This is a genomic window from Gottfriedia acidiceleris (assembly GCF_004138285.1).
In the GTDB taxonomy this organism is placed as follows: domain Bacteria; phylum Bacillota; class Bacilli; order Bacillales; family Bacillaceae_G; genus Gottfriedia; species Gottfriedia acidiceleris_A.
The window spans coordinates 330,936-355,311 of sequence record NZ_SCFN01000005.1 but is presented as its reverse complement, the minus strand read 5'-3'; the positions used below and the strand labels follow the sequence as shown (position 1 = coordinate 355,311).

At 33.5% G+C, this 24,376-nt stretch carries 15 protein-coding genes; all 15 read right to left on the bottom strand.

The window, feature by feature from the left end:
* Positions 1-2 precede the first annotated feature (2 nt).
* Complete coding sequence (locus EP747_RS10315; protein WP_129689790.1) at positions 3-1,166, bottom strand: mannitol-1-phosphate 5-dehydrogenase; 1,164 nt, start codon at positions 1,164-1,166, stop codon at positions 3-5.
* Between the two features lies 1 nt (position 1,167).
* A complete protein-coding gene (locus tag EP747_RS10310) occupies positions 1,168-1,605 on the bottom strand; it encodes a PTS sugar transporter subunit IIA (RefSeq protein ID WP_069034985.1) in 438 nt (145 codons plus the stop codon).
* A gap of 11 nt (positions 1,606-1,616) precedes the next feature.
* Positions 1,617-3,719 carry a BglG family transcription antiterminator gene (locus EP747_RS10305; protein WP_129689789.1) on the bottom strand — a complete coding sequence of 701 codons (2,103 nt, stop codon included), beginning with the start codon at positions 3,717-3,719 and terminating at the stop codon, positions 1,617-1,619.
* 21 nt (positions 3,720-3,740) lie between these two features.
* Entirely contained in the window at positions 3,741-5,174 is a 1,434-nt protein-coding gene (locus EP747_RS10300) for a PTS mannitol transporter subunit IICB (protein ID WP_129689788.1), read from the bottom strand.
* A 680-nt stretch (positions 5,175-5,854) separates the two neighbouring features.
* On the bottom strand, positions 5,855-9,895 hold the full coding sequence (locus tag EP747_RS10295) for a S8 family serine peptidase (RefSeq protein WP_129689787.1): 4,041 nt from the start codon (positions 9,893-9,895) through the stop codon (positions 5,855-5,857).
* A 781-nt stretch (positions 9,896-10,676) separates the two neighbouring features.
* Complete coding sequence (locus EP747_RS10290) at positions 10,677-11,870, bottom strand: PDZ domain-containing protein (RefSeq protein ID WP_129689786.1); 1,194 nt, start codon at positions 11,868-11,870, stop codon at positions 10,677-10,679.
* A gap of 275 nt (positions 11,871-12,145) precedes the next feature.
* A complete protein-coding gene (locus tag EP747_RS10285; protein WP_129689785.1) occupies positions 12,146-13,579 on the bottom strand; it encodes a S41 family peptidase in 1,434 nt (477 codons plus the stop codon).
* Positions 13,580-13,757: 178 nt separating this feature from the next.
* The gene (locus tag EP747_RS10280; RefSeq protein ID WP_129689784.1) at positions 13,758-15,221 is read right to left on the bottom strand and encodes a catalase; all 1,464 of its coding nucleotides are present in this window, start codon (positions 15,219-15,221) and stop codon (positions 13,758-13,760) included.
* A 189-nt stretch (positions 15,222-15,410) separates the two neighbouring features.
* Positions 15,411-16,781 carry a murein hydrolase activator EnvC family protein gene (locus EP747_RS10275; protein WP_129689783.1) on the bottom strand — a complete coding sequence of 457 codons (1,371 nt, stop codon included), beginning with the start codon at positions 16,779-16,781 and terminating at the stop codon, positions 15,411-15,413.
* A 136-nt stretch (positions 16,782-16,917) separates the two neighbouring features.
* Positions 16,918-17,811: a permease-like cell division protein FtsX gene (gene ftsX / locus EP747_RS10270; RefSeq protein ID WP_129689782.1), complete on the bottom strand. Its 894-nt coding sequence runs from the start codon at positions 17,809-17,811 to the stop codon at positions 16,918-16,920.
* Positions 17,801-18,487 carry a cell division ATP-binding protein FtsE gene (gene ftsE, locus EP747_RS10265; RefSeq protein WP_129689781.1) on the bottom strand — a complete coding sequence of 229 codons (687 nt, stop codon included), beginning with the start codon at positions 18,485-18,487 and terminating at the stop codon, positions 17,801-17,803. Before ftsE ends, ftsX begins: the two co-directional genes overlap by 11 nt.
* Before the next feature lie 340 nt (positions 18,488-18,827).
* The gene (gene cccB / locus EP747_RS10260; RefSeq protein ID WP_419179296.1) at positions 18,828-19,157 is read right to left on the bottom strand and encodes a cytochrome c551; all 330 of its coding nucleotides are present in this window, start codon (positions 19,155-19,157) and stop codon (positions 18,828-18,830) included.
* A 70-nt stretch (positions 19,158-19,227) separates the two neighbouring features.
* The gene (locus EP747_RS10255) at positions 19,228-20,106 is read right to left on the bottom strand and encodes a YitT family protein (protein WP_129689779.1); all 879 of its coding nucleotides are present in this window, start codon (positions 20,104-20,106) and stop codon (positions 19,228-19,230) included.
* Positions 20,107-20,562: 456 nt separating this feature from the next.
* Positions 20,563-21,661 (bottom strand): peptide chain release factor 2 gene (gene prfB, locus EP747_RS10250; protein ID WP_235832815.1). Its coding sequence is split into 2 segments (ribosomal slippage): positions 20,563-21,597 and positions 21,599-21,661, totalling 1,098 coding nucleotides; the frame shifts between segments, so codons are not numbered across the junction.
* 140 nt (positions 21,662-21,801) lie between these two features.
* Positions 21,802-24,315 carry a preprotein translocase subunit SecA gene (gene secA / locus EP747_RS10245; protein WP_129689777.1) on the bottom strand — a complete coding sequence of 838 codons (2,514 nt, stop codon included), beginning with the start codon at positions 24,313-24,315 and terminating at the stop codon, positions 21,802-21,804.
* Positions 24,316-24,376 lie beyond the last annotated feature (61 nt).

Here is a 24,376-nt window from a genome sequence, read left to right as displayed (position 1 = left end):
AATTAATGAACAAGTAAGTCCTTCTCTAACTTATTGTATTCATTAATGATTAAACTAATCAACTTTTTACAGTCTGATAATTCTGAATATTTAACAAGCAACTCTTCCACAGAGTGACCTTGAAGGAAGCTTTGTAGTTCAACTGCTTCATGATCATCATTATTTTTATAGAATAGAGCAACTGCAATTGCTTTAACTAAATGGTTAGGTGTTATCCCGAAGTTTATTAACTCTCTTGCTGGCTTAATAAAACGGTCATTTGCTCCTAATTTACGTATTGGAGAACGAGCAACACGAGATAATTCATCTGAAATATACTCATTATCAAATCTACCTATTATTTTTTTAATATAGGCACTATGTTGATCTAAGTCAAAGTTATATTTTTTAACTAATAACTTACCTGTTTCATCTAAAATAGAGCTAACAGTATTTCTAATATTCTCATCAGAAATTGCTTCTTTTATCGTTTTATATCCGTAGAAATTCCCTAAATATGCAGTCGCTGCGTGACCAGTGTTTACAGTAAATAATTTTCTTTCAATATAAGGAAGTAAATCCTCTACATAAGTCACACCATTAATTGATGGAACTTCACCTATCATTTTTGATTGATCAATCACCCACTCATAAAATGGTTCCACTGCTACTAATAATTTATCTTCATGACTTTGAATTGGTACGATTCGATCTACTGCAGCATCCGGAAAACTGACCGACTGTTCAGTTTTTTTCTTCTGAGATAATGTCATGTTTAAATAAACTTCATCTCTTAAAAAAGTACTTCCACTTATCATATTTTCACACGCAATTATATTTAACGCTTTATCTGAATTCTCAACCCTTTCAATTAATCCATCTGCAATTAGCTTTGCTATTTTAGGAAGAATTGAGGGACCTACTGCTGTTGTTACAATATCAGCCTGTGCAATTACTTTTGCTACTTCCTGTGGATCTTTCAGACTGTTAATACCTCTTACATTTGTTATCTTTATTTTTTCTTGAGTACGATCTGCTAGCATGACAGTATATGATTTCTTCTCATTTAGTTCATTAATAACCTCTTCATTTACATCAACGAAGCAAATCTCATATCCTGCCTTGTGTAATAATTGTCCTATAAATCCTCTTCCAATATTTCCTGCGCCAAAGTGTACAGCTAACATCTTACTCCTCCTCGCTAAACATTAAAATTAGTTCCTCTTTTGATGTGGCAGCGACCAATTTATGTACATTTTCTTCCTCTGAACAAAGAATCGCTATTTGAGATAACAGATCAAGATGCTCATTATCTTTGCCTGCAATACCGAACACTACCTTTACAATATTTCCGTTCCCAAAGTCTACTCCGTTAGGAATTTGAAGAATCGAAATTCCAGATGAGATTACCTCTTGTTTTGACTCCTCAGTTCCGTGTGGAATCGCAATAAAGTTCCCCATATAAGTTGTTAACGACTCTTCTCTTTCAATCATCTTTTCAATATAATTTTCTTTTACATAACCGTTTTTTACTAAAAGATTTCCTGCTAAACGAATAGCTTCATCTTTTGTTTTCACATCTACATTTAATAAAACATTATCTGTTGGTAATACTGTTTGAATCATTTATTAATCCCTCAATTCTTAAATCTTTTTTGTAAATTTTCATATAATGCATAGCTTAATTTGTTATATATATCTGTATAATTATTAGATGTAAAAATCCGCGTTGATTCTTCATCCTCAATAATTGTTGAACTAATTGTACTCAACACTTCTAATTGTCCTGTTTGCATATCAACTGGAGCTAGTAATAAAAGTAAAGTATTGATTTTTATTGATGAGTGGTCCATTGCTTTGACAACCATTGGCTCATTAAGCAAAAAGGATAAAAACACTGGTTGCATAACATATTCTGACCGACAATGATACAGTGCTATGCTAGTACCTGGTATCCCTAGGCCACCCTTCTTTTCTCTTTCTGTAAGTTGGTTAGTCACCTCAAAATAATCACCTATCAATCCTCTAACATTTGCTTGTTTGCATACTTCTAATAATAAAATAGAAGAAGTTGGAATAAACGGTAATGAGATTGTCTCAAATGTATTCAAGATATGGAGTACAGTTTCTGTGTACTGATGAACTACTTCAAGATTTTGTTTAATTAATTCTGGCGTTTCTAGCTTTATCTGCTTTTGAAGCTTTTTGCTATGGAACTTTCTTAGTAGAGTTGCTTCAGTTGTAAGAGAGTTGCGTTTTATTTCATCACGAATCTGCTCAGCTTCTTTCTTTGGCAATAAAGGATTTACGGTAATATATTTTTTAGAAAATCCCGGCATCTCAACTGTAGATAAAATAATGTCATATTGTTCAATTTGAATATTTCTTAAGTTTGCTAAAGACGATACTTCGATATCCGTTATTTCTTTTATCTCTTTTTTGATTCGACTCGCTAACATTTTAGAAGAACCAATCCCACTTGAACATAATACAAGCGCGCTAACCTCTTTACTGTTATCATAGATTACTTGAGATGAACCAAAATGTAGAACAAGATAAGCGATTTCCTCAGTTGGAAAAACAATCGTTGGAAAAGCTTCATTTAATCCTTCTTGAATGGTCTTAAACAGTGCAGGATAATCCTCTTGAATTTGACCTGCTAAAGGATTATTTGCATCTAGCTTTTTTTGAATTCGATAGATTGCTGGTTCAATATGAGTAATTAGTCCTTCAAATAAGGCTTGGTCTTCTTCAAAATTTATTTCAAGTTCTTTAGATACATAATTGATTAACTTTTTTGAGCCTACAACGATTTCTGTACTACTCTCTTCTAGCCAATCATTTTTCTCTTGACGCTGCCTTGCACCTAATAAATGCATCGTAATATACCCTTTTTCAGCATTTGGGATATTAACTTTAAACACTTCTTCTAATTCATTAACAATCTGACTGGCGATATTAAATTCTTTAGAGGTACTTAATTCTTCAAGAACCTCTTGATCCATCTGTACTACTTCACCTTGAATAATTCTTTCTATGGCTAAAGATAAGTGAATCGTAAATGTCATAAACGCACTATCAGCTAGAGAATAAGGTAATTGTTGTTCAATATCTCGAATCATTTTTCCAATCATGGTGAGCTTTTCTAGTTTTATTATTTCTAATAATCCATTTGAGAATCTATTCTTTGACTCATACTCATCTTCCACTACAGATAAAAACTCATATTCATTTAATTGCTGTGCGATTAGATGTCCTAGGGCTTTTCTTTTTTTTCGTTCCGATCCTAGTAAAGCAATGCCGTACCCTTTCTTTCTAATTAGTTCCAAATCGAAGTCTTTTAACCATTCTTCTACTTTATTAAGATCATTACTAACTGTAGCAACGGTAACATGCAAATCATTTGCTAGTGAGCTTAGTTTAATAGATTCTGGTACTTTTAATAAGGAACATAGAATTAACTCCTGTCTTTCTTGTTGAGTAAACTCTTGCCCACTTTTTAATATTGCAATTTGAAGCTCATTCTTTTGCTCAGGTGTCCCTTCAATATACATTCCGACACCTAACACCTTTTTTAAATAAAGGTTATGTGCTGACGCAATACTTTCGACTCCTTTTAGTTCCCGTTGCACGGTTCGGCTACTAACATTTAGGTTCTCTGCAATTTCTTGAACATTGATTCCGTTTGGATGATCCAACAACAAATTAATGATTTCTCTTTCTCTTGCTGATATATACATATATACCTCTTTAAATTTTTATTATTTTATTAAAGAATTCACTAATTCATCATACTTTGGACTGTTTAAGAAGTTCTCTACTGAGATATGAACTGCATTCGGTACTTTTGCTTTTGCTCGATCAGTTAAATCTTTATGGGTTATGACAACATCTACATCATTTGGTAAATTATTAATTGCTACATTCGTAACCTCTAATTCTATTCCCACTGTTTTTACCTTTTTGCGTAATATTGATGCTCCCATCGCACTAGATCCCATGCCGGCATCACAAGCAAAAATGATCTTCTTCACTTCTTTATCAATACCAAGAGAACTAGCTACTTCTTTTTCAGTCTGTAATAGACTAGCTACTTTACTTTCTTTGCCTTTTAAATCTTGTGTTTTTTGAGCTGCTCTTTCTAAATCTTCATCTGAGGCAACTGACTTAGATGATTTTAGAACTACAGCTGAAACAATAAATGAAACGGCTGTTGCAACAAATACTCCCGCAAGAATTGGTAAGTATCCTCCTTTTGGAGCCATTGCTAATATTGCAATAATACTACCTGGAGAAGCTGCTGCTACTAGACCTGCGCCTAATATATTAAAAGTAAATGTACCAGCCACACCACCAGCGATAACTGAAAAGATTAATAAAGGTCTCATTAAGATATATGGGAAATAAATCTCATGAATCCCACCTAAGAAATGGATAATCACTGCTCCTGGCGCTGTTTGTTTAGCTGTACCTTTTCCGAATATCGTATATGCTAATAGTACGCCTAAGCCCGGTCCTGGATTTGCTTCTAGTAAAAATAAAAGTGACTTTCCAGCTGATTTCGCTTGTTCAAGACCAATTGGACTTAAAATTCCATGGTTAATAGCATTGTTTAAAAATAAGATTTTTGCTGGTTCAATAAATATGTTTGCCAATGGAATGACATTTGCTTTTACCATCATATCTACGCCATTAGCTAATGCTTCTGTTAGTGTTGAAACAACTGGATTAACACCTATCAAGCCAATTATTGCTAAAATTGCTCCTAAAATACCCGCTGAGAAATTATTAACTAACATCTCAAATCCTGACTTAACTTTTCCTTGTATAGCTTGGTCAAATTTCTTTATAGCCAAACCGCCAAGTGGTCCCATAATCATAGCGCCTAAAAACATCGGCATCTCTGCACCAACAATTACCCCCATTGTTGCAATAGCACCAACAACTCCGCCTCGAATATCATGGACCATTCTTCCCCCAGTAAAACCTATTAGCAATGGTAATAAGTATGTAATCATTGGACCTACTAATACCGCCAACTTTGCATTAGGTATCCATCCAGTAGGTATAAACAGTGCTGTTATTAATCCCCATGCAATAAAGGCACCAATATTTGGCATTACCATACCGCTTAGAAAACTACCAAAGCGTTGTATTTTTACCTTTATATTATTATTTTTTTCCGTATTCAAAATCTTACCTCCCCTGAGAAGCTTATATACAAATGATAAAACGCTTACAGTATCATTACAATGAAATGAATATTCGTATTTGTCGCTTACTAATGTGACAAAATTTAAAAGGTCAAAATGAGATCTAGGGAAAGAAAAAAACTCTTTCTAGAATCCCTGCTTTTAATAGGATGCTAGATTCCACCAAGCTGAGCAATAGGTCTCTTATCACACTTAAAAACATGACATACTACCTATAAAAACATTGCTACATAATACTCGTAAATTAGCATGTAAATCTCCATTACTTAAAAATAATACAAATAAAAAAGGAACATATTCAGAGTTACGAATATGTTCCTTTTGATTTTTATGTTTTGTATTGATAACAGTTTCGGGCTTATTACTCTTTTCTATGATTTTTCATAATTTTTAGTATCAACAAGTAATTTTTTTCATAATTAATCGGAATTAATATTTTTAAAATATGATAACTACTCTAATATTCAAAATTATCCGAAAAAAAATCTAAAAAGTATACATTACTATAATACATTTCTTTATACAACCGAAAAAACAAAAAATAAGGACACTACATTTAGTTCACTAATATGTAATGTCCTTTCTTATACAATAAATCATTCTGTTATATTGTATGTTTAGTTGATACTTTAAGTTAGCTAAATAGATACTTCATCTAATTTCTACTTTGTTAAACTATTAATAATACTTTCTAATGTTTTACCGTTTTCGGTAGCTTTTGGATGATTTTGGTGAGGTACTGTTGGATTTTCCTTTAAAAAGTTAAGTTTAATATAATTCAGATCTGTCAGATCAATCTTTCCGTCAAAGTTAATATCTCCTTTTCGGTCGTTTGTATCCCAATGCTCTTCTAGATAAATTGCATCTAATATATCTATAACATTATCTTTGTTCACATCTCCTGCACTAGCAAGTTTTGTACGAATAAATTTCTTTTCTCCTATACTATTATCTAAACCAATATAGAAGGATTTTTGTACGGTAAAATGTCCTGGTATATCGAGTTCAAGCATTAATTTATCTCTTGTAGATGGTAGTGAACTTACTTCAAAATTTGGATCTTGTAGTACGTTTCCGAGAATCTGTTTTCCAACTTCATCAATTACTTTAACCGAAGCACCCATTTTCGAATAATCAAATAGTTTCATAGGTAGTCCAGTGGATCCTACTTTATAGATTGCTTCTCCATACATATTTCCTAATAATAATGAATTAGAAGCGTTTACTTTAATTGATGGATCTACTCTTCCACTAGACGTTTTTATATCAGAAGTGTTCGTAAAATCAGCTTTTGTTAGACTTACTTTTGTATAGTCATTAAAATATGCATTATTTTTTACACTTGCTTTCAGTTCAAGTAGTGAAAATACATCCTCAGTATTCCATGATGTATCCTTAGCTTGTAAGTTGACCTTAATTGTGCCGTTTTCATTCGTCATTGTTGCATCAAATCGTTCTTTTACTCTATCGTTTAGTCCAATATCCGTAATCGAAAAAATAGTTGGATCATAATTAAATTCTAACTCTGCCTTCTTAAACACACCTTGATTCATAGCATTTACATTAAATGTTACTGTTTCACCTTGAGATACTTCTTTTTGATTTGGGATACTTGACACATAAGGTGTTCCTTTTTTAACAAAGTAATATTGGATCGTATTTGATTTATTTCCTACCATATCTGTAGAATTTAATTCAATCGGTAATACCTTCAAATAGCTTGGAAAGAAACCTTTATAAGTGAAATTACCTTCTGTGTTAATTGACTGTGACGATGGAAAATTATTATTGTATCGTACATATACCTTGTTATTCCCTTGTGTCAGATTTGTACCTACCGCTCTTAAATCTAAGATACCTTGGTCCATTACATTACCATTGATTTCGATATTGGAATTATTCGGGTCCAATTCAACTACTCCATCAGCTAAATTTGAAGACATTTTAGGACTAGTATTATCTACTAAAATTGGTTTTTCAACCATCATTTTTTTCCCTCTGACATCCGTAAAGACAAACTTTAACTTATAGGTACCAGGTTTAACTTGTGTAGGTTCAATATTTGCTAATTGATCAGTCGTAATTCCAATTGGATAATACTCTCCACTAAAAGCAGTTACCCTTACATCGGCATTTTCAGGCATACCTATACCATCGTAATTGCCAATATATCCAATATCTTGAGAATTTTCATCTGCTAAGAAAATATCTAGATAACGTATATGAGAATTTAATTTAAAATTAACCAGTGAATAGTTTGAATTGTTTACTACTCCGTTATTTAGGGTTGTAACACTTGAACTCACGTTTAAATATTCAACACCCTCTTTCACTTTCCGAACACCAAATGGGATTTGGTAAATTTCATCAGGATTATTTCGGTTTGTAAAATTGATGTACCCTTCATACATACCGTACTTAGCAGTCGTAGGAATATGAATTTCCGCTACCATTTTTTCTTTACTTTTTTGTTCTACTTGAATTGACTGTTTTGTCTTTAATTCAATTCCATTTGAAACAGCGTCTAAAGAATTCCGAACAGTTTTATAGCTTACAGAAATATCAAAAGTCTTATCATGAGAGCTTTTATTTTCGATAAGAATCTTTCGTTGATCCTGTGCCTCTTCTCCATTTGTATATAAAGAACCAAAACTTAATGCACCAGTTAAATCGTCCACTTCTTCTGATGTATTATTTGATAAATTCAATGTCTTATCTTGTACTTGGAACGATACTTGTGAATGAAATGCCTCATATGCATCTACACGACCTGATCCAATTTCATAGACACTATAATTACCTATCATTTCATCAGCTGTATTCATTAAAGTCGTTTTAATTTCAGCTGGTGTTGCTTTATGGTTTTTACCAAGTAATAGTGCTGCTACCCCTGCAACTTGTGGTGACGCCATAGATGTACCTGAAAACTGTGCATACCCATATTGATACTGCCCATCATATTTTTCACCATATAAATAGGAAGGAACCGTTGACATAATATTGTATCCTGGTGCTGTCACTTCTGGCTTAATATCATAAGTTATTGAAGCTGGTCCACGTGAGCTAAAAAAGGAAAGATCATCCTCTTTATACTGTACATTCTTTTGAAGTTTTGAAAACGTGTAGGTCGCTGTTTCATTTTTTAACATTTCTTTAAACGCTAATGCTTGCTGACCACTTAAGATATAGGTATATGTATTTTCAATTGTCACCGGAAATTTATCTGCTATAAAACCGGGTGAATTACTATAAAGAAATATAGCCGATGCTCCATGTTGTTTAGCTAACATTACTTTTTGATTCGTTTGAGTCGTTCCAGTCGAAACAAGAACAATTTTTCCTTCGACGTTTTTGTTACTATAATCAGATTCTAGTCCTTGACCAAGATCAACAATTTCAAATGTTTTCCCTAATAATCTACTTGGATCTTGTCCAAAACCATTTGTGGAATACCGAATCTCTGAATCTACTACTGAACTATTACTTTTGAATGTTCCAATATAATTGTATTCAGCAACTTCTGTATTACTTGAACCAACAGTAATTGCGAGTGCAGACGCGGCAGGTGAACCGACAGTATACATAGCTGAACCTGCATTTCCAGCAGCGAGTACACATGTAACGCCTGATAATACTGCGTTATTTATTGCGATTGCCAAAGGGGAATAAGGATCATTGTAATCTGCTCCTAGAGACATGTTAATAACGTCCATTTTATCATTAACCGCTCTTTCTATACCCTCTAAAATATCTTCAGTCGTACCACTTCCATATGGACCTAGTACCCTATACATATATAGATTAGCACCTGGGGCTATTCCTTCCATTGCATACTGTGAACTGGCTTTACCACTTCCAGCTATAATCCCAGATACATGTGTCCCATGCGCCGTATAATAAGCACGTCCTGCTACATACTCAGGTTGTCCAGAAGCTTTCCAATCTTTAATGGTCGTTTCCATCGGATCAGGATCTTCATCAACAAAATCGTAGCCACCTTTGTAAGCCTCTTTTAAATCAGGATGATTATAATCAATCCCTGTATCCAGAACACCTACTTTAATACCTTGCCCCTTTACTCCTTCATGATGAAGCTTATCCACTCCCATTATTTCTTGAGGTGTTTTTCCACTATATGCTGATGTGCTTGTTTTTGAAAGGGGTGTAGTTGGTTCGATTAATTGAACTTTATTGTTTTCATAAACAGCATTTACAACATCAGATTGTAGTAGACTTTGTACTTGATTCGCAGGTAATGTCATAGCAACACCATTGAATGTCTCTTTAAATGTTGTCTTAACTTTATGTTTTATATTTAATTGATCTAAATCTTTTTTAAATTTATCATGTGAATCGTCTACTTTTCTTTTCGCATCTTCTAATTCTAATGAATTACCTTTTAATTGTTCTAGCAACATAGCAGTGTTTGCTGTATTCTGTTTAAACTCAACAATAACTGAAACCTCTTTTGTACTATTTAAGTCAGTATCATCGGATACTCTAATTTCTGGTTTACCTGATTTCGTTAAATCTTGAAGTGCTTTTCTTTGCTCAGGCGTCAACTTACTTAAAAACTGTTCAATCTTTGATTCTGTCTCTGCATATACCATCCTTTTATAATCCTGAGATGGAGTACTTCCAACTGCCACAACGGAACTAGCTAATAAAACTGATAACATCCCTTTAAAAAGCTTTCTTTTCAATCTTCTAACCTCCTAAAATTAGTAACTTAAAAAATAGAAACAATATACTGCTACTTTTTAGTATAGATACTATTTATGAGTTTTTATCATTTAGAAAATTGTGTCAATTTAAATATTATTCTAATAATTTTTAAAAAAATTTAATCTAAATCACCAGTTTTGAAAATAAAAATAAAAAAAGCTTCAGTCTTTACTAAACCTTTTAGTATATTTTAGCGTTCGAGTTAGATGATTAAGAATATGAAAAAATCTTTATATCTTAAGCTTAGATGGTAACGAATCAACTAGAGTTCTTTTAGGGATATAAGTGGAACAGAAATTGTTTATTTATTCGAATACATCTTTCGTTATGCATGACGACCGTTTAATAAACCACTGAAGATAATGTTATTTTTTCTATTTCCTATGTGAAATAAAGTTTAACCTCAGTGTTTAATTATTAATAGTATGTAAACATTCACATAACAACGCTTATTCTAGATGTTTTTTGTACAACTGGTAGTATTAGACTCTTTCTGACTTTAAGAAATTTCTTTTTCTCACAATTAATATTAAATTAGTCTTACTACATTTTTCTGCTTCATCTTGGCACATAAAAAAAAAAATCGACTATTCAGTCGATTTCACTGTTCTGCTACCGTGTAAATAATTTCTTCAACTATTTAAAAATGAAATTACATTAGTAAGATTGGAAAATAATCTAGACAAATATACAATATGTTGTTGTTCTGGATTTTCACCTTATTCAAATTCATGATTATAAAACTATTTCTACATCACATTATCCAACCTGTCCACTATATTTAGATTCTTCTTCTGGGAATAAAAATCCTAACTCATGGTGTTCACCTTCATAGACTGAAGATTGAGTTATACGGATTTCAGAATTCAAATCAACTACTTCTAATTTACAGTACGCACGATTAATTTGGAGTGCTTCATAAAACTCATTAACAGTAGTTACATTTTGTCCATTTACTTTTGTGATGCTTTCGCCTACTTTAATGTTCATTTTATCTGCTACAGAGTTTGGTAATATCCCTAAAACAATTAGTCCAGTTGATTTAACTGTAAAGTATGATGGTGTATTAATATCTTTATTTTTATGAATATAGTTTATAGCTTCTCGTCCCACTACTGCAATTGCTACAGCTATAAATGCTACAAAACCAATAAAAGAACTTAATATTCCACCTACAAAAACTATAATTGCTAAAGCTACTATTTGTTTACCGACAAGCTTAATTGATTCCTTTGGTAGCATTCCTTGAATTAACTGGTAAAACCCAATTCCAAATGGTACACAAAGAATAGAATACCCACTATCACCTAAAGCAAGTGTAGGCCACCATGAATAGTCACTAGTTATCGAACCACTTGGTATTAATAAGAATAATGGCACCATCCATAATCTATTTGCCTCATGTGCCCCTACTCTTTTTCCACGTTTACTCTCAATAAATAAAGGAGTTGTATGATTTGCAGCATTACGTTGAACTAAAATTCCTTCAGCCAATAAAAGTAAAGCCAATAGAATCGTTATAGCAGGAAGCATAGCATTCAGATCATTAGGAATAAAGTTTTTCAAAAAAGGAACTGAATCTTGCCCTCTATTTAGTAATGGCAGAGCTACTAATGCTAGTCCAAAAAGATAAGCAGGAGACATCCATCTGAATTGTAAAATTAGTGCACAAATAATCGTTAATACACTTAGTAAATAAACCATTTCAATCGGAATGCTAATTCCAGCTACCAATGTTATAACTGAAAGAATTAATCCAATCATTAATCCATACCATAGTGAAGTTTTCCACTCGAACGTTACATTAAAATTTCGAACCGAAAAATGCTTACGTTCTCGTTTTACACGTAAATTGCCACAGAAAATTGATGCGATGAAAAATATATAAGTAAATGGATTTAAAAATAGCTTACCTAATCCAACTAAAAGTTCAGATAATAAATTTGACCACATAACATTCACCACCTTTTTTATATAATAGATTGATATACTTATGTTATCGGTTTATTGATGTTTTTTCAAAGAGAATATGCTACAAAGCAATAAAAAAAGCACACTTCTCCATAAAGTGTACTTTCGACATACTAAACTAAAACTCCTGCATGGATTGTAATTTCAAATCTATTTCCCGGGAATTATGTCAAATGAGGACGAAATAAATTTCATCCTCTAAGACTGGACTTTACTATACAAAGAGGACAATACAAAATTGTCCTCTTTGTGTAGTATTATTGAGCTACCATATCTAAAGCTTTTTCTAACTGAAGATCATTCTTTTCATCTTTAATTTTATCAATTAATGATGATTCAAGTTTTTCTGATGTTAGAGGATCAATCTCACCGTTAACAGTAATTCCAACAGCTTTTTGATAGTTCTTAACTGCTGTCTCTGTTTGCTTGCTGAAATATCCATCTTTACGGCCTGGGTCGTATCCTAAACCTTTTAACATGATTTGCGCTTGTTTAATATTTTCATCATTGTCATCGAATTTAAATGTTTTCTTTTTATCTATTGGTGTAGCGTAGAAATAATCAGGTTGTTTCACAGCAACATCTGGTTTAATACCTTTTTTGTGAATCCAGGTACCATCTGGAGTTAACCATTTAAATTGTGTTAACTTAATATTGCTTCCATCTTTGAAGTCTAATGTAGACTGTACAGTACCTTTACCATAAGATTTTTCCCCAATTAATTCATAATGTCCTGCTTCACTTAATGCCGCTGCTAAAATTTCAGCCGCAGATGCACTTCCTTTATCAATTAATACATCAATTGGATATGGTTTCGCTTTATTTAATTTAGTATAATACTTTTCACGTTGGCCATTTCTATTTTCAACTTGTAAGTATGGCTCACTTTTTACAACTAATTCTTCTAAAACGCCTTCTACAGCTTGTAAGTACCCGCCAGGATTTCCTCGAACATCAATTGTTAAACCTTGGATATTTTGATCCTCTAGCTTTTTCAATTCTTTCTTAAACTCGTCAGCTGTTTTTTCATTAAATGAGGTAATATGAATATAACCAATTTTTTCGTTGTTTACGTCTTTCACTGAACTAAATACTGTATACATTGGAATATCATCGCGTTTAATTGTAAATTTAATTGGATCCGGAACTCCTGGACGTTGTACTTCAATCGTAACATTTGTTCCTTTTTTACCACGGATTTTTAACACCGCATCATATTGAGATAAACCTTTTACACTCTTACCATCAACTGATAAAATTTCATCCTTTGGTTTCAGACCAGCCTTTTCCGCAGGAGAGTTCTTAATTGGAGATACAATAATTAGTTTTTCACCATCTTTAGAAACTTCCGCTCCAATTCCTTGGAATGATGAACCTAAGGATTCATGGAATTGTTTAGCTGTCTTTCCATCCATATAAGTAGAAAACGGATCATCTAAAGTTGTTACCATCCCTTGGATTGCACCTTCAGTTAATTTATCAGGATCAATCTTTTTCACATATTGATTTGCAATAATTTCGTAAGCTTTTTGTATTTTAGCAATATTTTCATCTTCAGAAGCCTTTACTTCTTTACTCTCAGAGAATTTCGAAACGATTGTACTTGTACCATCATTAAATGCAAATGTACCTACCCCCATACCAACAACAAATGTTGCTGTTGCAAGTAGCGCCGTTGTTTTACGATTCATACAGAACCTCCTATTTTTCGTTCATTAAGAACGTACCAATCTATTAAATAGTGTATGTACCTGAAAAAGCATCACACAGACGTGCGATGCTATTTCTGTTCTATTATATGATAAGCCTGTATCACTTATGTTTGCAAGTAGAACACGATTTAATAAATTTTTATTAGAAGAGTTTAATTTATTTTGGTAGATGCTGTAAGTATGGCGTTAAATTAATACCTAATTTACTCGCAAGTCTCTCACCTAATTTAGCATCTGCACGATAGAAGTTACAAACTGCACGAAGCTTAATTTTTTCATCTACATCTGCTAGATCTGCACTAATATTTTTAATAACAGCATCCTGCTCCGCTTTACTATATCTATTCCACACTTCTCCCGCTTGGCCGAAGTCATTGGTTTTTTCTATTTTTTTGCGCTCGGAAACACCACTTAATGGCTGAACTACTTCAACATAATCTGTATCCTCTTTTGGCGTATCCGAGTAGCTATTTGGCTCAAAGTTAATTTGATGTGTTTGCTGACTAAAAGGCATATGACCATCACGCTGACCATTCGCTACTTTCGCAAAAGGACAGTTAATTGGAAGTTGTAAATAATTTGCCCCAATACGATATCTTTGAGTATCTGAATAAGAGAATAATCTTCCTTGTAGTAACTTATCTTCAGATGGTAACATACCAGGAACTAACACACCTGGATTAAATCCAACTGATTCAGTTTCTGCAAATACATTTTCAGGGTTTCGATTAAGTACCATCGTTCCAACAAATTGTCGAGGAATCACATCTTCAAACCAATCTTTTGTAGGGTCTAATGGATCAAAGTTGAAACCATCCATATCTGCTGGATCTAATACTTGAACATATAAGTCCCATTCTGGGAAATCTCCGTTTTCAATTGAATCATATAAATCTCGGCTTGCATGGTTAAAATCGTTACCTTGAACTTCACTTGCTTCTTCCATTGAAAGGTTTTCAATTCCTTGCTTTGGTACCCAACGAAGTTTTATATAAACAGTATTACCGTATTCATTTATCCATTTATATGCGTGAACACTTGAACCTCTCATTTGACGATAGTTCGCTGGAATACCTTCATCAGAAAATACATGTAATAACATATTTGTTGACTCAGGTGTTAGAGACATAAAATCCCAATATCTGTTAGGTGTTTGTAGATTAGTCCTAGGATCCGGCTTTAATGAATGAACCATATCGGGAAATTTCATTGCATCACGAATAAAGAATGTAGGAAGATTATTACCTACAAAATCATAGTTGCCATCTTCAGTATAGAATTTTACAGCAAATCCTCGAGGATCACGTAATGTTTCAGGAGAATGTAATCCATGAATAACTGTTGAGAAACGAGCAAATACTGGTGTTTCTGTTCCGGCATCTTGTAAAAACTTAGCTTTCGTATATTTTTTCATACTATTTTTAGTTATGAAAACACCATGTGCTCCAGCTCCACGTGCATGCACAACACGCTCAGGTACTCTTTCACGATCAAAATGAGCTAGTTTTTCAATTAATTGATAATCCTCTAATAAAGTTGGACCTCTACGTCCCGCTGTAAGTGAATTTTGATTATCTCCAATTGGCACGCCTTGATTTGTTGTTAATCGGTTATTTGTCATATCATTTCTCCTTAATTAGAATTATTATAATCTATTAATAATTATATAATAGTCTAACTCGTAATGAAAATCAATATCAAATTATAATTATTATAAACTAGCAATCATATTTACGATGGTTCAATATTCTAAAAATAGCAAAATAAAGAAAAAACCTATCCCAATATTGTAGGATAGGTTGTTAGTAAATTAAAAATTTATATATTTCATAGGATCTACTGCATTTGATTTAGCATAATTCCATTCACCTTTATGTAATTCAAAGTGTAAATGTTGTCCAGTAGAATGACCTGTACTTCCCATATAACCAATTTTCATACCTTTTGAAACAGTTTGTCCAGTTGATACATTAAAACTAGCTAAGTGAGCATATACGGTCGTCCATACTTGTCCATCAATGTTATGTGTAATAAATACACAATTACCATAAGTAGATGAAACATAAGCACGAATTACAACCCCATCACCTGCTGCTACAACTGGTACACTTCCCGCTGAGGCAATATCAACACCTTCATGGAACTCTCCACCCTCAAATGAACGTTGTCCAAATCCAGAAGAGACATAACCGTTTGCTGGTCTTGTAAAGTTGCCACTAGATACGGTTGGTGTATTATCAGAACTACCGGTACTATCTGAGTTACTAGAATTACCTGAACCACTAGAGCTTCCAGATCCACTTGAATGGTTTGTACTAGTAGAAGGCTTTTTACTTTTTGCAGCAGCTTCTGCATTACGTTTAGCCTCTGCTTTACGTCTAGCCTCTTCCGCAGCTCTTTCAGCAGCTTGTTTCTTAGCGATTTCAAGCGCTTTTTGCATTGCAGCCTGCTGACTTGCTAATAATTGATCTTGTTCCTTTAAATTTAAAACATCTTCATGAGCTTCGCTTTCTTTAGCTTTTAATGAAGCCATTAATTTGTTTTTTTCGCTAACCTGACTTGCAAGTTGATTATTTAGACTCTTCAAGTTCGCTAAATCTCTTTCGATTTTTGCTTGCTTTATAGTCAAATCATCTTTTTTAGCACTAACTTCTTTTAAGTCCAAGTTTTGCTGTTTAATAATGTCCTCGTCAGCCTTCATTATAATTTGTACGGCACTCATTCGTTGAATTAAATCTCCGAAACTATTAGCACCTAAAATGACATCAATATAAGATACCATACCACCAGCTTTTTGAAGAGAACGCATACGGTTTTTCAATAATTCTTCACGAGATTTAATGCGTTCTTCAATAAACTTAATTTCTTCCTTTAGTTTTGCAATTTGCTTTTTCCCATCACTAACTGCATCTTCAGTTTGGTTAACTTTTTGCTTAGTCAGTTTCATCCGAGCATCAAGTTTTTCAAGCTCCGCAACAACTTCTTGCTGGTCATGCTTTATATCAGCAATTTTGTTGTTTGTTGCATCCGTCTTATCCTTAACCTCACTACGCTTCTTTTTAATGCGGTCAATTTCAGATTGGTATTTACTTTCAGCAAAAGAAACGGATGGGATAGCACCGATGATGAAAGAACTGCATAACATAATCGTTATTACTTTCGATGATTTTCTCTTATTCATCTAAGATCCCTCCTTTTATGTATATAGAAAAGCCCTAGTACCTGTATCAACTCAGACAGACGTTAAATTGGGAACTAGAGCTTATCAATCGTATTACACTATTAAAACAATAAAACTATCAATGAAAAATTTAATCTTATTTACGTAAAAACTTACGAATTGACATAACAGAACCCCACATCCCGATTACTGCACCAATACCTATTAATATTGCAGATAGCTGGTACACAAACGGTGAAAATGGTAATAATGTAAACATTGTTCCTGCTAATTTTGGCATTAGCATATTATAAATGACTTTATAGCCAGTTAATAGTAAAACGATTGGAATAACTGAACCTAACACACCTAGCAGTAAACCTTCTAATAAGAACGGCCAACGAATAAAGTTATTAGTTGCCCCTACTAATCTCATAATCTCAATTTCACGTCGTCTTGCCATGATCGTAATTTTGATAGTATTAGAAATTAAGAACATCGCAGTAAATAATAGTCCGAAAATCAGTACTAAACCGATGTTACGACCTACTGAAACTGCATTAAATAATTTTTGAACTTGTTTTTTACCATAAATTACTTCATCAATATATTTTAAGCCTTCAATTTTTTTGGCTACAGGTGCGATTTGTTCTGGAGAATCTGTTTTAACGATATACGTATCATTTAATGGATTTTGCTGTTCAAACAGTTGGAATGCTTTCCCATCTTCTCCCATACTTTTGATTAGATTGTTTAGCTCTTGGTCTTTCGACGAGAACTTTACAGTAGTTACATGATCTAATTTTTTGATTTCTTCTTTTAAAGTAGCTTGTTGCTCTTTGTTTGCTGTTAAATCAACTAAAACACGTACTTCAACGTCTTTTTCTAAAGTTGTTCCAATATGATTAACATTCAAAATTACGGTTAAAAATACACCAACAAGCATTAATGTAACTGCAACAGCACTTATCGATGCAAACGTCATCCAACCATTTCGTTTTAAGCTACGAAGTCCTTCACGAACATGTCTTTTTGCAGTTCTAGCTTTCATAACCGTACACTCCTCTCGCTTGGTCGCGTACAATTTTTCCAGATTCAATTGCAATTACACGTCGCTTAATCGTATTTACGATATCCTTATTATGAGTTGCCATTACAATAGTTGTTCCACGATCATTGATTTCTTTAAAGATATCCATAATCTCCCAAGTAGTTTCAGGGTCTAGGTTACCCGTTGGTTCATCGGCGATCACTACTTGTGGTTTATTTACAATAGAGCGAGCAATCGAAACACGTTGCTGTTCACCACCAGAAAGCTCTGTTGGTAAGAATCTCGCTTTATGTTTTAACTTAACAAGGTCAAGTACTTCCATAACTCTCTTCTTTATTGTTTTCGGATTTTCTTCAATAACTTCAAGTGCAAATGCAATATTTTCATATACTGATAAAGTCGGTAATAATTTATAGTCTTGGAAAACTACACCAATATTTCTACGTAATAAAGGAACTTTTTTATCCTTCATATGGCTTAAATCAATTCCATTAATTAAGATCGTACCCTTTGACGGTCTTTCTTCACGATACATCATTTTAATGAATGTCGACTTCCCGGCACCACTTGGTCCCACGACATACACAAATTCACCTTGGCGAATTTTTACATTAATACCATCTACCGCAAGAACACCATTAGGATAAGTCTTATAAACATCTTTTAACTCAATCATGACATTCTCCTTAATTTTTTGTTCCGTTTTCTTCAATCAAACTATATAAGATCCATTCTGGATGAAATTATACATAAATTTACTTGATCTTATTATTTCGCCTGCTATTTACATATTTCGATAATTTCAGCTAAGCTCCTCTATTATACCACTTAAAAAATGTCAAAATTGATAAATTTATGTTACATTTTAATAATAGTCAAGATTAACTTCGGACGATTTAAGGGCTTGCTTAACAAATTATGGAAAAATGTAACTAAAATGAAAAGAAACAGACCTTTTCTAATTAACAGAAAATTGTCTGTTTCTTTAATTTTTTATCTACAGAATTTAAAACATTTTATTTTTTAGTCGCAAGCCATTTCGCTACACTTTTCGCGTCATTTCCTTGAACAACTCCACTAGGCATTGAACCTCTACCATCATGGATGATATTTTCTATTTCTTTTTCTGAATATTTCGCTCCGACCTTTTTTAAGCTTGGTCCAACTATACCTTCTAGTTCTCCACCATGGCAGCTAGCACAGCTTTGTTTAAATAACTTTTCCCCATTAGCAACTGAAACCGGCTCACCTGAATCATTATTTTTACTTGAATTATTATTTGAACCACATGCTGTAATCGTTAACAGCATACCACCAGTTATAAAAGCAAGAAGTAGCTTCTTCACAAAAATCATCGCCCCTTTAAAAATCCCATAACTATAGTCTACTACTAATAAAAGTATTAATTTTTCCTTTTTATGTCAAATTTGTGAAACCTTCTCCAAGAACTTCTGTTGCATCTACAACTGTAATGAAAGCATTTCGATCAACTGACCGAACGATATCACGTAAAGAAGAAAATTCAGATTGATCAAGGACACACATTAATACTAAACGGTCTTCATTTGTATATCCACCAACACCGGTTAGCTTTGTTACTCCACGATCTAATTCGTGAACTATTGCGGTTGTTACAGGCTCCACTTCTGAAGTAATAATTAGTGTCATTTTCGATCTAGCAAGACCAATTTGAACTAAATCGATTGTTTTACTCGTAACAAAAAGTGCAATTAGTGCATACATACCACTTTCAAGATTAAACACGATTGCAGATGTAAGAACAATTAATCCGTCTATAAATGCTACACAGATCCCAAGTGATAAACCAGTATATTTATGAACAATTTGTGCTGCTAAATCTGTTCCACCAGTAGATGCTTTCCCACGAAACACGATTCCTAGACCTAAACCAATAAATAGTCCACCAAAAATTGATGCTAAAAGTGGATTATCAGTTGCAGGTTTTATATTGTATAAATCAACTAAATAAACAACAAGTGGAATAAAAATTGTTCCAACTAATGTTTTAGCGCCAAATTGTCTACCTAAGAAAATTACACCTGCAATAAATAAAGGAATATTAAATGCCCATTGTACGAAAGCAGGATTAAATCCCATCGTACTCTTTAGAATCGTCGAAATACCGCTTACCCCACCAGAAGCAATATGATTTGGTAATAAAAACACACAAAACGCGACCGCAATAATTGCAGAACCAATTAATACAAAAAAGTACTCAAAAAACGTTTTTCCCCACCCTACAGTTAGAGCAGTAGAATATCTGACCTTTTTCAAACTTATCCCCCTCAATATTTCTCACTTACAGACAACTTTTCTATTTTATATCCTTTTTATCGGATATTCTCTCTATTTTTTATTATGAAAAAAACAATAAGATTTAATTACATATAAACAAAATTTACTTTCTTCAATTTGTAAATCAACTTAAAAATAAATATGATTCATGTAACTCCCACACATTAGTAAGGTAGAATCCTTCCTAACCCCATAAAGAAAAAAGTTCAGAAGAATAACATCTCCTAACTTAGAAGATGTCCGTTTAGACAAAGTCCAAAAAACTTGTTGTTCAGACTAATTGCAAGCGTTTAGCGGGCTGCCTGATAGAAGATGTTTTAGGTTAAAAGATGGATTTACAGACAACTAAATGATAAAATATACCTCTTTTATCCCCAAAGTTTAGGGCTGGTAAGAAAGAAGTTTCCCCCAATCCTATCAGCCCATTTTTCAACATTAAATCTTAGAACGTAAGTAAGCATCAATAAATGGATCAAGATCTCCATCCATTACTGCATGTACATTACCAACCTCTGTGTTTGTTCGATGATCTTTAACCATTGAGTATGGGTGGAAAACATATGAACGAATTTGACTTCCCCAGCCAATTTCTTTTTGTTCTCCACGGATTTCATCTAATTGAGCCTGTTGCTCTTCTATTTTACGTTGATATAGCTTTGCTTTTAACATTTTCATTGCATGTTCACGGTTTTTAATTTGTGAACGCTCTGTTTGACATGTTACTACTGTGTTAGTTGGTACATGTGTAATACGTACTGCTGAGTCAGTTGTATTAATGTGCTGACCACCCGCTCCACTTGCACGATACGTATCAATTTTTAAATCTTCTGTACGTATATCGATTTCAATTTCTTCATTGAACTCAGGCATTACTTCACAAGAAACGAAGGAAGTATGACGACGACCTGATGAATCGAAAGGAGATATACGTACTAAACGATGAACGCCTTTTTCCGCTTTTAGATAGCCATAAGCATTATGGCCTTTAATTGCTAAAGTTACACTCTTAATACCAGCCTCATCACCAGGTAGATAATCTAAAGTTTCAACTTTAAATCCACGTTTTTCAGCCCATCTTGTATACATACGTAATAACATTGAACCCCAATCTTGAGACTCGGTTCCACCTGCTCCTGGGTGAAGCTCAAGAATTGCATTATTTTTATCGTATGGTTCGCTTAATAATAATTGAAGTTCAAAATCATTCAGTTTTCCAGTTAATGATTTTACTTCAGTTATTAGTTCTTCAAATAGTTCATCGTCATTTTCTTCTTTAACTAACTCATATGTTACTTCAAGATTTTCATATCCATCATTTAAATCATTGAATTCATTAATAACCTCTTTTAAACCATTTACTTCACTAATTACTACTTGTGCAGCTTTTTGATCATCCCAAAAATCTGGCTCTGACATAAACGCCTCAAGCTCATCTAGTCTTGCTTGTTTTGTTTCGACGTCAAAGAGACCCCCTAAATGCTTGAAGGCGTTTCGCCATCTTTTCTAGTTCTTGCTTTACTTCTACTAATTCCATTACATAACACCTCGATTAAATTTTACGAACAATAAAAAGCAGGTAAAGACAAGTAGTAAAGTAGAGAATAACCTTTGAAAGTTACTCCTCTCTTTTAATAACTACTTGCCCTTGCCCCTTTTCATATAGTTTCTATTATATTAGATTCCTTTACCGTGGCAGTTTTTATACTTCTTACCTGATCCACAAGGACAATCTTCATTACGGCCAGTTTCTTCGCCTTTTACGATTGGTTTTTTCTTTACTTCACCTTCACCATCATTACTTACATGAATTGCATCGCCTTGTATAGCTTCACGCTCAACGTCAGCTTCAATTTCAGCTTTCATAATAATGCGAGACACTTCTTCTTCAATTGAAGCAATCATCTCTTCAAACATTGCGAAGCCTTCCATTTGATATTCACGTAGTGGATCAATTTGTGCATATGCACGTAAATGGATTCCTTCACGAAGTTGATCCATAGAATCGATATGAGCCATCCACTTGTTATCAACAGTACGTAATAATACTACTTTTTCAAACTCACGCATTTGTTCAACTGGTAAAGCTACCTGTTTTTCTTCGTAACGCTCGAATACTGTTTTTTGAATTAATTCAACCATTTCATCTGGTTCAATTACACGTAATTGTTCAACTGTAATTTCATCTTCATTTAATAAGTTTGCTTCTAAGAAATCAATGATTCCTTCTAAATTCCACTCTTCTTGAAGCTGCTCGTTTGGAGTATGAGCTTGAACTACTCTGTTAATAGTACCTTCAATCATATTCTTAACGATTGGTTGTAAATCAGTTGAATCAATAACTTCAGAACGTTGAGCATAAATAACTTCACGTTGTTGACGTAATACATCATCATATTGAAGTAATTGTTTACGAGCATCAAAGTTATTACCCTCAACTCGTTTTTGTGCGGATTCAACTGCACGAGAAACCATTTTACTTTCAATCGGTTGAGAATCATCTAATCCTAAACGGTCCATCATAACTGATAAATTGTCTGAACCGAAGCGACGCATTAATTCATCTTCCATTGATAAATAGAAAGTTGTCACACCAGGGTCCCCTTGACGACCAGAACGACCACGTAACTGATTATCAATACGACGGCTTTCATGACGCTCTGTACCAATAACAGCTAATCCACCAAGCTCACGAATGCCTTCACCTAATTTAATATCTGTACCACGACCAGCCATGTTTGTCGCAATAGTTACTGCGCCACGGTGACCAGCTAATGCGATAATATCAGCCTCACGTTCATGGTTTTTCGCATTTAATACTTCGTGTTTAACACCTTTACGTTTTAACAATTGAGATATTAATTCTGAAGTCTCGATCGCTACTGTACCAACTAGAACTGGTTGCCCAGCTTTGTGACGCTCAACGATTTCATCAACAACAGCATTAAATTTTCCAGTCATTGTTTTGTATACTAGATCCGGTTTATCCATACGAGCGATTGGTCGGTTCGTAGGAATAACTAGAACATTCATATTGTAAATATTACGGAATTCTTCTTCCTCAGTTTTAGCTGTACCTGTCATACCCGAAAGTTTTTTGTACATACGGAAGTAGTTTTGGAAAGTAATTGTCGCAAGCGTCATACTTTCGTTTTGAATTTTTAATCCTTCTTTAGCTTCAATCGCTTGGTGAAGACCTTCACTGTATCGGCGACCTTTCATCAAACGACCAGTAAATTGGTCAACGATAACAATTTCGCCATCTTGAACTACATAATCTACATCATGGGTCATCGTCACATGTGCACGTAATGCCTGAGTAATATGATGGTTTAAGTTAACATTTTTCAAATCAAATAGGTTTTCAACGCCAAAAGCTTTCTCTGCACGTGAAATACCATCTTCAGTTAATAAAACAGATTTTGTTTTTACATCATACGTATAATCTTTGTCTAGCTTAAGCATTCCAACAAATGCATTCGCTGCAATATAAGATTGTGCAGACTGTTTTGCTTGTCCAGAAATAATTAGTGGTGTACGTGCTTCGTCAATTAAAATTGAGTCAACCTCATCGATAATAGCATAGTTTAGTGGACGTTGTACTCGTTGTTCAGCGTATACAACCATGTTATCACGTAAATAGTCAAATCCTAATTCATTATTAGTACTATACGTAATATCACAAGCATATGCTTCACGCTTTTCATCTGGTTCCATACTATTTAAATTTAGACCAACAGTAAGTCCTAAGAACTCATATAATTGACCCATTTCACGAGCATCACGACTAGCTAAGTATTCATTGACTGTAACAACGTGAACACCTTCGCTACTTAATGCATTTAAGTAAACAGGTAAAGTGGAAGTTAACGTTTTACCTTCCCCAGTTTTCATTTCTGAAATATTACCTTCATGTAAAGAAATTCCACCTAATAACTGTACAGGATATGGAGTCATACCAAGCACACGAGTAGCACCTTCACGAACAACGGCAAACGCTTCAACTAAAATATCATCAAGAGTTTCACCTTTTTGAATACGCTCTTTAAATTCAAATGTCTTACCTCTAAGTTCATCATCAGTTAATTTTGTATACTGATCCTGTAAAGATAAAACTTGATCAACTTGTTTTTGCATTTTATTTAATTGTCGCTGATTAAGATCAAAAACCTTTTTTATCATTCCAAGCATTCGTAACGCTCCTCTATTATAAAGTCATAAACTAAAATGTCATTAAGTTAGTAGATACTAT

What these genes read in the sequence shown, in the direction of transcription:
- EP747_RS10315 (WP_129689790.1), bottom strand. Translation starts at nt 1,166, where the DNA reads ATGTTAGCTGTACACTTTGGCGCAGGAAATATTGGAAGAGGATTTATA.
- EP747_RS10310 (WP_069034985.1), bottom strand. Translation starts at nt 1,605, where the DNA reads ATGATTCAAACAGTATTACCAACAGATAATGTTTTATTAAATGTAGAT.
- EP747_RS10305 (WP_129689789.1), bottom strand. Translation starts at nt 3,719, where the DNA reads ATGTATATATCAGCAAGAGAAAGAGAAATCATTAATTTGTTGTTGGAT.
- EP747_RS10290 (WP_129689786.1), bottom strand. Translation starts at nt 11,870, where the DNA reads ATGTGGTCAAATTTATTATCTGAACTTTTAGTTGGATTAGGTAAGCTA.
- EP747_RS10285 (WP_129689785.1), bottom strand. Translation starts at nt 13,579, where the DNA reads ATGAATCGTAAAACAACGGCGCTACTTGCAACAGCAACATTTGTTGTT.
- EP747_RS10280 (WP_129689784.1), bottom strand. Translation starts at nt 15,221, where the DNA reads ATGACAAATAACCGATTAACAACAAATCAAGGCGTGCCAATTGGAGAT.
- EP747_RS10275 (WP_129689783.1), bottom strand. Translation starts at nt 16,781, where the DNA reads ATGAATAAGAGAAAATCATCGAAAGTAATAACGATTATGTTATGCAGT.
- ftsX (WP_129689782.1), bottom strand. Translation starts at nt 17,811, where the DNA reads ATGAAAGCTAGAACTGCAAAAAGACATGTTCGTGAAGGACTTCGTAGC.
- ftsE (WP_129689781.1), bottom strand. Translation starts at nt 18,487, where the DNA reads ATGATTGAGTTAAAAGATGTTTATAAGACTTATCCTAATGGTGTTCTT.
- secA (WP_129689777.1), bottom strand. Translation starts at nt 24,315, where the DNA reads ATGCTTGGAATGATAAAAAAGGTTTTTGATCTTAATCAGCGACAATTA.